This window comes from Anaerobiospirillum sp. NML120511 (assembly GCF_023050955.1).
Lineage (GTDB): Bacteria > Pseudomonadota > Gammaproteobacteria > Enterobacterales > Succinivibrionaceae > Anaerobiospirillum.
Genome location: NZ_JALKIK010000005.1, coordinates 148,070 through 159,129, shown reverse-complemented (window position 1 = coordinate 159,129; position 11,060 = coordinate 148,070). Strand labels below are relative to the sequence as shown.

Annotated in this window: 6 protein-coding genes; 2 read left to right on the top strand and 4 right to left on the bottom strand. The window is 51.5% G+C overall.

Features of this window, described 5'->3' with window-relative positions:
• Positions 1-87 precede the first annotated feature (87 nt).
• Together MXE39_RS02820 and MXE39_RS02815 are read left to right on the top strand one after the other, a co-directional pair.
• Positions 88-252 (top strand): hypothetical protein, encoded by a 165-nt coding sequence (locus MXE39_RS02820; protein ID WP_246976859.1) that lies wholly within the window; start codon positions 88-90, stop codon positions 250-252.
• A 257-nt stretch (positions 253-509) separates the two neighbouring features.
• Positions 510-2,195: a methyl-accepting chemotaxis protein gene (locus tag MXE39_RS02815; RefSeq protein WP_247073757.1), complete on the top strand. Its 1,686-nt coding sequence runs from the start codon at positions 510-512 to the stop codon at positions 2,193-2,195.
• A 473-nt stretch (positions 2,196-2,668) separates the two neighbouring features.
• Here MXE39_RS02815 and MXE39_RS02810 read toward each other — a convergent pair whose 3' ends face one another.
• From MXE39_RS02810 to MXE39_RS02795, 4 genes are all read right to left on the bottom strand, one after another.
• A complete protein-coding gene (locus tag MXE39_RS02810; protein WP_246976865.1) occupies positions 2,669-3,208 on the bottom strand; it encodes an NAD(P)H-dependent oxidoreductase in 540 nt (179 codons plus the stop codon).
• Positions 3,209-4,013: 805 nt separating this feature from the next.
• A complete protein-coding gene (locus MXE39_RS02805) occupies positions 4,014-5,690 on the bottom strand; it encodes a 3-deoxy-D-manno-octulosonic acid kinase (RefSeq protein ID WP_246976868.1) in 1,677 nt (558 codons plus the stop codon).
• Between the two features lie 17 nt (positions 5,691-5,707).
• Complete coding sequence (locus MXE39_RS02800; RefSeq protein ID WP_246976871.1) at positions 5,708-7,669, bottom strand: hypothetical protein; 1,962 nt, start codon at positions 7,667-7,669, stop codon at positions 5,708-5,710.
• Positions 7,670-8,391: 722 nt separating this feature from the next.
• The gene (locus tag MXE39_RS02795; protein ID WP_246976873.1) at positions 8,392-10,443 is read right to left on the bottom strand and encodes a sulfatase-like hydrolase/transferase; all 2,052 of its coding nucleotides are present in this window, start codon (positions 10,441-10,443) and stop codon (positions 8,392-8,394) included.
• Positions 10,444-11,060 lie beyond the last annotated feature (617 nt).

Here is an 11,060-nt window from a genome sequence, read left to right as displayed (position 1 = left end):
GTAAAAACCTGATAAACAGGCCATAAATAGAAAAAGGCTCCTTGTTAAACTGTTAAAAAAACTAACAATCACAGTTAAGGAACCTTTATGACCAACATACTAGCAAGAATCAAGTCATTAGGCTATGCCGCAGCAGTAACATCAGGCATCAATAAGCTCAATGTGCTCATGCATGGAAATTTACCGCCTCAGATTAAGGGCTGTACGGCCATGGCAGTACTTTGTCTGCTCCTGTCAGCTGTGACCACTTAAGGCTCAAAAGGTCAGTGCTGACAAAAGATAACACGCTTTCCATAACCGTATATAAAGAACAATACATAAACAGGTGCAGCCACCGGCTACCCATGTCATGTACTCCGGCTCGAAAGTGCCTGCCCCTGCAGAGCAGCCAGCATATGGATCATGACCATGGCAATGGCTATGGCCCATGTACCATGGGCTGGTGGCTGAGAGCTGAGCGGCATTTCTTAATTAAGTATTACCAGACAGGATTTGGAGTGAGGTGCAAAATGTTTGTGTGGTTTTATAACCTTACCAGCAAGGTAAAGCTTATTATTCTTTCCACAGTACTTATCAGTCTGACTCTGCTGGTATCTGCCATGTCATTCTGGTCAGTTTACAAAAGCGTTAAGGTAGCAGAAGAGGTGGCCCTGATTCTGGGCAAGTCCTCTGATCGCCTTGGTGAAATGCAGGTTTATCTGCGTCGCTTTGACAACATTTCCCTCTTCTACCTGTCAGAAACCCCTAACAAGGTAAGCCCTGTAGATGTAAAGAATATCGACGAGTATTTCGTTGAGGCGGAAAGGGCCCTGAATGATTATCTGAAGATAGCCCGTACCCTTAATCCCAACATGATTGGCGATCTGCCAGCACCTCCTGAATATACAAGGCAGGTAAGCGATGTCATCAGCTTCTCCAATGGACTTTCACCAAACTTCAAAATCCACATGGAAACAGCCCGCAAGGGCAAGGAGCTGGGTCTTAAGCAGTACCTGCGCGACTCACGTCCTCTGGTAGCTGAAATCTTCAAGGGCTGTATTGCCATTGCCAAGATTGAAAGCGCTCTGGTTATCAGTCTGACCACCAGGGCAACCGATATGGACTATGCCTGGATCTCCATTGGTGTAGGCATTGGAGCTGTGATCTTTGGTATTGTGCTGTCCTATATCATCTGCTCGTACATCAACAGCTGTATTGTCCGCCAAAGCAGGTTCATTGATGAAATGTGCGACGGCAACTTCAATTTCCCTATAGGCTCAAGCTATAACGATGATTTTGGCCATATCATCGACAAGATGCGTGAAATGCGAAACAGGCTGAACAAGGCCATTTTTGATGTTCAGGAAAAAACAGCAGAAACCGAAGGTGCACTGCGCAATATCATCAATCTTTCTCATGAAATTGCCGGCAAGGTAGGAACCTGTGAAATCCGTACCAATACCGCAGCCAATGCCTCAGAGCAGATGCTGACCACCACTCAGGAAATTGCCAACAACTGTGAAGGGGCCTCCCATCTGTCCATGCAGACCAAGGAAATTATTGACTCAGGTGTAAGCCGCATTCAGGGAACTATAGGCGCTATCCGTCGTCAGAGTACAGCTGTGCAGGCCAATTCAAAGGCTGTTGAGAAGGTGGCCAAACGCTCCCTGGACATTAACTCCATTGTTAACACCATTGAGGAAATCGCTGCCCAGACCAATCTGCTGGCCCTTAACGCCGCCATTGAAGCTGCCCGTGCCGGTGCAGCCGGACGAGGCTTTGCCGTAGTAGCTGATGAGGTTCGTGCCCTTGCCAGCCGCACCAGCGCCTCTACCCAGGAAATTGCCGGCATGGTCGCTGACATTCAAAAGGATGCAGCCAGCGCAGCTGAGTCTATCCACGCCTCTGTAGAGTTCATGGAGTCAACTTCCAAGGACACAGCTGAGGTGGAGAGCACCATGCGCGAGATGATTACCCACATGGATCAGGTAGCTACTCAGATTATGCAGATTGCTACTGCAGCTGAGCAGCAGACAGCCTCCACAAATGAGATTACCTCCCATATCCACGATATCAGTGGTATTACCACCAATATCAACGAAGAGGCCTGCAGAACTCAGGCTATTATCGACAGTACTGTAACAGTACTGCGCTCACTGCGTGAGTCTGTAGCCTACTTCAACACCCGTTCCCGCCCTGAGCACATAGCCGCCTGAGCTGACAGTCTGCAGTTATTCGGAGCAGCAGGCCTGTGTCATAAGACTTGGCCTGACTCATCCTGACTCAGCATGACCAGGTATGGCTCATCCTGACACGGCCTGATCAGGGTGTCTCATTCTGACACGCCCTGATCAGGGATGTCTCAGCCTGACTCAGCATAACCATGGCTGCTCCCTGAAGCCAGACAGATAAGACTTCAGGCTGCCGCCCTGACAGACGTTAAGGCAACTGTACGCTGCAAGGTGTTCATATGTATACCCTGTCAGTTCCCCTTGTGACTCTGAGCCGGGGCAAGTGGAAATGACAGGGCCGACCCCAGGGTACACATGGCTTTCTCAAGGCAATTCGCTCCTGCTACGAGGCAGATGCGAGCACAGCGGGACCAAATCAGGACAAAATAAAAGCCGGATCCATTCACTGGAATCCGGCTTTTATTTTGCTGTCATGGTAATGCCCTGGGGCTGTGTTCCTAAACGCTTACGGAACGCAGGAACTCAACATAGCCACGTGCACTTTCAGCTACAGCAGCGCTGTCTGGGGCACCCTTGGCTGGCTTTGCGTTGTAGAAAGTGTACAGTCCGGCATATTCAGCGTGGCAGCGCTTGAAAGCTGCAATGTATGAGTTGAGGAAGTCCTCGACTGAGTAGCCCAGATCGCCATCCTTACCGTATACGCTCTCTGGAGAGCCACAGGTTACTGCAAAGGCAACCTTGCGTCCGGTCATGTGTTTGCCGCCTGCAAAAGCCCATCCCGGGGTCAGCACTGAATCGACCCATGACTTGAGCATTGGAGGGCTGTTCATCCAGAATAACGGGAACTGCAGCACTACAGTACCGTTGTTATCGATAATGGAGTGCTCTAATGCCGGATCAATGGCGCTTCTAGGATAAGAGCTCTGTAAATTATGTACAAGGAACTCTTCAGGATACTTACGAACTTCATCGAGCCAGCGGCGGTTTACCACTGACTGATCGTAGTACGGATGATCCACAATAATTAATGTTTTCATCTTCAAGTCCAAAGTGGCATAGCAAAAACAGCATCCACTTCCTAAACACGAATTACAAAATCAGAGAGACTTCAGGGCGCGCTGACCCTGGTTAAGCATGCAAACGGTCCTGCAAGCTCATTGCAGGCCTGTCCTCACTTTGAGTGAAAGGAAAGTCTCTGTCAGATACTAATCACAGACACCTGGGCGACTGACTGACAAAAGGAAGCTGAGACTGCTCTGCCTGGAAACGTTACAGGTACGCTACAAGGATAAACACAAATATGTACCTTTGATGGAAAAGGGGCGTGCACTGACCGGCATCAAGCCCGTCTGGTCATACCTCAACAGGGCAGCACTTACAGGTAAACTGGTAAACTTGTCTTTTCCTGCTATTCCCATGTATGTTCCACTATCTTCTGCTCCCGGCTATCAGGCCGTTTATGCAGAATGATCATTTCCTGATTTTATCTTTTTTTTGATTATCACGCAAAGAAAACACAGTAACGAACGGAATAAAAGGGCAAATGCATCGCCTTTGGCAGTACTTTTAGCCTGTCACTGTATGTATATCTATAGCCTGATCTCAGGGAACAAAACAGCCATTACGGGCTGACTAATATCCACGGCCAGCCCCGGTAACATCCACGGCACATCTGAACAAGCCCCTCGGCACATCCACGGCACATGTGCAGCAGCCCTGCGGCACATACATGACAGGCCTGCAGTAAAACCCGTGGCCAGTATCAGCTCAAAAGCCAGTCGGCACAGGATCTCTCAAACGCTGTGCCCATCAGGCTGCTGTCATGTGCAGCAGCCCCGGCCATTATTTTCTTGAGCGGCGACGACGCGATGACCTGCGACCACCAGATGACTTCTCATCGTCAGAGCTGTCGCTGTCATCAGCCGACTCAGCGGCCTTATCAGTCTCTTCCTTTGACTCAGACCTGTCAGCTTCAGTCCCGGCATCCTCTGCCTTGTCATCATCAGGCTTTTCGTCCCGCTCCCTGTCAGTCACAGGCTTTTCGTCCTGCTCCCTGTCGTCATCATCCTGGTCAGCACCAGAAGTGTCTGACTCAGAGGAGCTTTCCTTTTGGGCCTTGACGTCCTTTGCATCATCTGACTCAGCGGCCACGGCCTTGTCATCCTTTGCATCGTCTATGGAAGCATCAACCTTGTCATCACTTGCAGCATCGGAATCAAGGATGTCAGCCTTCTCTGCCCCGGCCCCTGAGTCAGCATGTGCGGCGTCAGATGCGGCGCTGTCAGCGGAGGTGGAGACTGACTGGTCTGGGGTGACAGTCGACTCGTTCCTGTCGGCGTCAGCGGCTTCTGCAGCGTCAGCGGCTTCTGCAGCGTCAGCTGAGCTTACGGACTCAGCCCTGGGTTCTGATTTGTCCCTGTTGCTCAGGAGAGCTGCCGGAATGCCCGGTACTGATGAACGTTCAGGGACACTGTGCCGGGCAGACGCAGGCTGCACAGTATCAGCGGCTGCACGTACAGATTCAGCTGCTGGCCTGGAGGTCTGAAGATCATCGTCCTCATCCTCCCCCTGGTCGTCCTCATCAAGAATATCGTTTTCATCAGGAACATAGGCCACAGCCGCTCTGATGTCGTACATGATGGCGTCAACGTCAAGCCTGTCAAGCTCACGCAAACGCTTCTCCTTGTTAAAGGAGCGCTCGAGGCGTTCGAGCATTTCGACCTTGTCGCTGTCGCTGAGCGGATTACGGATTTCGCACTTGTCAAAATCGATAATCCAGCACTTGTCCTGCTCGTCGACAAGAATATTGCGGATGTTGAGATCGCTGTGCCATACGCCCTCGGCAAAGAATTTTGCCAGGGTAGAGCCAATAGACCAGCGCAAACTGTCAGTAATGTCCTCTTCCTGCTCAAGCACCTCGGCTATGTTGCGGGTACCAGGAATCTGCTCGACCACAATATCGTTGGTGATAAAAAAGCTGCCGCAAATCTCACGGGCAATCAGCGGACGTGGAACCGGCAGACCACGACGGTAAAGCTCAGTGCACAGCTCAAATTCAAGGCGGGCTCTGCAGGCCCAGCTGTCAAAGCGCCAGAAGCTGTCCTTGAAGAAGCGGGCCATGCCACCACGGCAGTAGTGACGCAGCACCAGGTGGTACTCTTCGCGGATATTCTCAAGATCAGGCAATACGAGATTGCCCTCTTTCTTGATAATACCGGCGTTTCTCTGAGCCTGAATGGAGGCGGCCAGATCAAGATCTTTCTTGGGACCGTACAGTCCGCCGATAAGCTTGTAAGGCAGGGTGTAAAGCAAAGTCTCACCACGTCCGCCCTTGGTAATTACCCTGGAGGCAGACCTGTCGATGTACTCATGCTCAAAGAAACGGTTTATGACCTCATAGCTGGTACTGAAGTTGAAGCCACTGCGACGACTGATCAGAAACTTTACCCGACCTCCTGGGCGATCAAAGCTGAGCTCACGGATTTCATCATCACGATCGGGCATCTGATACCTGCTCATGTTACGTTTTCCTCCAGCTAACGAAGAATCAGCTCGCCACTTTCGGCATCACTGGTGTCAATCACAATCTCACCCCAGGCGCTGTTGGCACCGTCTTCAGGCTTGTCCTTAACCTCAGGCTCACTTTCCTGTGCCTTGCGCTCAGCCTCAGCTTTAGCTCTGGCATCAGCAGCGGCCTTTTTTTCAGCCTCAGCTCTGGCTTTTGCCTCTGCTGCTTTTGCCTCGGCATGAGCTTTGGCCTTGGCTTTGGCATCAGCCTCTGCAGCCTTTATCTTTGCCTCAGCCTCAGCCATTGCCTTGCTGTCTACTCCTGCCTTTTCCTTTAAGGCAGCCTTGTCATCCTTATTCTTTGCTGCAGCATCAGATGCGCCGGCCTTGCCCTCAGCTGCGCCGGCCTTGCCATCCTCAGAGGCCTTTGCAGCTTCATCTGAGGAGGGCTCAGCACCTGCTGCAGCATCGTCAGCAGCTGCCGGGGCCGCTGCGGCACCCTCAGCCGCTGCTTTTTCCCGGGCTGCACGTTCTTCTTCAGCCTTCTGGGCTGCAAGACGAGGAGGCAGAGGAATCTGGCCCTTGATTACACGATTAATGGACTCGTGATCAAGCTCAGGGTGTCTGCTCTGACTTTCTGCCTGATCCGCAGCGGTCAGATGGGCGGCAAAAGGCTCGCACTTGTCCTTGCCAAAGCCTCTGAGGCAGTCCTCGTAAAAGCCCTGTACCGGACGGTAGCTGTAGTGGAACTTGTCTGAGTTGACAGCTGCAATGGAGTTGGCCGCAGCAAAGAACAATATGGCAGTAATGGTGTAAGTGCGAATGTACTGATGACGTACCGAGATAAAAGCCAGTACTGGCATCAGAGCAAAAGGCATGATGGCTGAGATCTGCCAGAAATTGAGCACTACAGGACTGGCACCGGCGGCCACAATCACCGCAAACAGACAGCTGATGGTCATGCCACGGACAAAATGCAGTCTTTCCGAACTGGCAGAGGAGCGGAAACGGGTGATAACAAAGTAGTTACCGTAGGCTGAAAACAGCACAGAAGCCACACCAATAACTGAGGCAATGCCAATCCATCCCCAGGATAAAAACTCCCATATGCCCTCAGGTTCACCAAACTGCTCGTTGGTTGTAATGGCCTTGTTGGTAACCATCAGAGAGCCAAAGCGCAGCCAGTAGAGAATGCCCTTGAGTATTGGATAGACATGGGTAAAGCCATATCCAATGTAGCGATCGACAGCATAATCATCGCGGGGACTGAGCAGCGTTGGATTGACCATGATCTCCTGGACATATGGGACCATGGAGGCACCAAAAATGGCAAAACCCAGAGTCAGACCTGTGTAGCTGACCTTGATATCCCTGCGCAGCCACATGAAAAAGCAGATAGCGGCAATCACTGTCCATGAGTAGTGCAGCTGCAGTATGAAACCAATGCCCAGAATCACAAACATGGAGCTCATGATACGGCCACCACCGCTGCTGACAGGATTGTTGCGCTCGACGCGCAGACGCACCAGCGCATTGAAGACAATGGCAGAACCAAAGTGAATATAGGCCGGGTTATAGAGCATGGTCATGTACATGTACCATGGGCTCAGAGCAAAAAGGAAAGTTCCCAGAACCACAATGACGCGGCCAAAGATCTGTGCCAGAGCATTGGCAAAGATAAACACCGCCAGCAGTCTGATAATCAGCTGCAGGGCTATGACAGATTCAATGCCGGCATAAATCTTCAGCGGAAATCCAATCAGCCATGATGAGAGCATGCCCGGTACATTACCCATAGAGCTCGCTTCGTTACCAAAAGGCAGATACTCGTCATTGAAGTAGGCATGAAAGCCCTTGAGAGCCATTTGCAGCTGATCGCCGCTGTATACCTGGTTGAGTTCATATACCAGTGACAGCGGGACAAAGACGATGGCAATAGCTAAGAGAGCCAGGTAGTCTCCAGGTCTGAGAAATTCTTTGTTCCTGTACATGGCCAGAAATATTCCTCTGTTTCAATTCTGCCAGGCATTGGCCGGGCAACTGGTTTGGCTCACAGCCGCTGCCATGAGAAAACCGCCTGCTGACAGGGCATCGATGCACCTTATGTCACAGCCGATGTCTTTCACACCCGCTGCGCATCACTGCCGGTGTGTATGACATCCACTGTCTGTCACAGCTGATGGGTTTCACACCTGCAGCGCATCACAGGGACTGCCTGTCACATGTACTCTGTGCTATCTGCATCTAAAAGGGCTGTCAGCCAAGTTATGTGTGCACTCACTGTCAGAGGTGAATGCCGGTGAAATTTGCTGCCTTTTGTACCTGACAATACTTAGGGCAGGGCACACTGCCATGTGCCTGCTGTTATACACCCTGTTTTCCGGCCTGACCGGATCACCAGACGTAATTCGTTTTACTCCTTATGACAGAGGAACATCTGCATGGAGCCCTGGCATCAGGGACTCATATGCCAGTTACTGCAGAGACGGGAATCCCTGATATACAGTTGTAAAAGTTCCTGTCTGCAGGCCCTGATGAGGTCTTTTCCCTCCTGGCAGCGCCTGTGACTGTTGTCCTTATGTTTACAGGCACCAGCAGCCTGGCCTGTATACTGGAGCCGCTATCTTTATAACGGCAAAGTATCAGCAGGCTGCAGCATCTGCCCCTTAATAGACAAAGCCCGAAAGCATGAGCCGCTCAGGCATATTACATCCTATGCTGCCGGTTCACTGGCCACAGCTTCCTGCTCAGCAGCTGGTGCTGCTTCAGGGGCCGCCATCTGAGCCCCACCGGCTGCCTCTGCAGCGGCATCTGCAGCAACGTCTGCAGCTGCTGGCGCTGCTGCCGGTGCGCCAGCATCAGGAGCCGGTGCGCCAGCATCAGGAGCCGGTGCTGCCGCTTCAGGAGCCCCTGCAGTAAGGCGCTGACGTGCCTTTGCGTCATCACGGGTCATATAGAATGACATGTCCTTGATAGCCTCAAACAGCCAGGCATCACGACTGCGATCCCGGGCAGACTGATAGCGTTTGTTCTTGAAAACAAGCATACCTACTCTGTCAATAAGAACAATGCGATCGCTCTCAATAATGGCATTTTCCAGGTCAGAACCTGCCAGAACATACTTCCTTGGTATGGCATTGAAGAGATCCTGACCCACTGTGTAGTCAGAAGCATGATTGCGCACGCCAAAAACATGAGGCAACAGGGTGGCAGTAATATCGTAGGCCGAAGTCATTTCCTCAACCTTACCTGAGCCCTTGCCCGGCCATCTGATGATGAGCGGAACCTTTACCTGGGCATCAGTAAAGTTACTGTCATGTCCCCAGTAATTGTCCCTGTTGTCATTAAACTCCTCACCATGATCAGAGGTGATGATGACAATGGTATTGTCAGCCCGGCCATGCTTTTCCAGCATGTCCAGTACTTTTCTTACGTTACCGTCAGCATAGTAGACCGCGTTGCGGTAGCGGTTGAAAATAGGAGCCGGATCAGTGTCATTGTTCAGCTCCAGCTGATGTACTGCTCCCAGCACCGGCTGGAAAGGCTCAGGTGAGCCATCCGGATAGTCATAGGAGTTGACACTGTCCAGATAAATAAAGGACAGGAACTTCCTTGAACTGTCCAGACCGCCAAGGAAAGAGTCAAAGTCTTTCATGGCATCGAGATCGCGCTCTATGGCATTGCCGCCCTTTGAACGTAACCTCAGGTTTTCAACACCTGAAAATACTGTCTTGTTTAACTCGGATCTGATGAGGCTGGATGAGCTGAATACTCCCAGATCGTAATTTCTGTCCCTGCCAGCTGTTATCAGAGCTGCCGGAATGCCTGATGACAAAGCCACCTCCCAGTATGAAGGAGGGATACCGTAGAACAGACCGAAAATTCCGCCCCGGGCAGCATTTGATGATGAATAATGATTCTGGAAGATCCATGCATCCTGGGCATATTTCCAGGTCTGAGGCATGTTCTTCCCGTTAAACACATCGTGGCGCAAAGTGGCAACGGTAAGAACGAGCACATTGTATGGCTCGCGTACGTTTTCAAAGTAGTAAAGCGGCTTTCTTGGGTAGTCAAACAGACCGGAGGAAATCGGTGCTGCCCTGGTAGCGTTGAGATCATCTCTGGTGATAACGCCCAGACGCAGCAGCAGAGAGTTCATGGTCAGAGGACTGTACAGAGGAATGCGGCTTTGCAGCTCGACCACTGGCAGAACCTGACGGGCCGATGAGTAGGCATGGACCAGATTGGCTACGGCATAGGAAAGCAGCGCCAGAGTGATAAACAGACGGCACTTGACCCCATGGTAGGCAAGGAGCATGGACAGTCCCAGCACTACAGCACTGTAAACCACGCAGACTATGGCCTGAACGTATATGGCAACCCAGGTCTCAGCTGAAAATGAAATGACCTCTCCTCCTGTATTAAAGAAGAGATCGAGCATGGCATAGTTGATATGAAAGCGGTAGACCTCATAGACACCGGCGTCGGCTGCAATGATGATGTGCAGCAGCGACAGCACTGCGGTAGCATAGCTGAACCGTATCCACCTTACCTGGGGGCGGGCCGCAAATACCGGCAGAATCAGTACCAGGGAGGACAGGGCAAAATACAGAAAGAAATGGCCAAAGACAGCGGCACCAAATGCTGCAATCACAAAGCCCGGCACAATACCAGGAGCCGGAGCATAGGCAAGACCGAAATACAGAGCCAGCGGAAGATTGAGAATACCCAGCCACATAGCCAGGTAAAAATTCTTTTGAAACATACAAACTCTCCACTGACAAAGCCACGGAACTCTCCAGATGAGTCCTGTCTGACCGTCATTCAAACTGCCCATGACAGCCCAGGACCATTTAAGGCCCTCTTACGCTGCCCCCTGGCCCTCATCACAGCAGGGCCCTTCAGAAGAGTTTTAAGACAGCATGAACAGGCTCTTGCAGGCCTGAAGCTTTACCGCTCTCCCCTGAAATAATTTGTCCATAAAGCATGAGTCAAACTGTTTTGAAATCATCAGATGACAGCCCTGAAACTCTCAGACAACAGTCCTTAAATATTCTGGCAACAGCCCCGGAAAGCGGCCTGAAAAAACCGCAATGACAGCCATTATGGAACAGAGTGCACATATTATCATACGGCCTTGCCTTGTGCCCGGCTGCCCCTTTATATGCCCGTTAAAAAGCCCTTGCCTCACAGCCTGTTACAACTGCCGCCCCACCGCACACCACAAAGACTGCACAGCCGGGAAACCAGGTACCTGCTTTACAAATCAGACAGCCACCTTGTGACCTGCAAGTGCAATACTCGTCTGCAGGCCCCAGCCTGGTGCATGCCAGAGAGCGTGGCTGTGTACCAGCTTTCTGCAGGAGCCATGGACAAGCAACT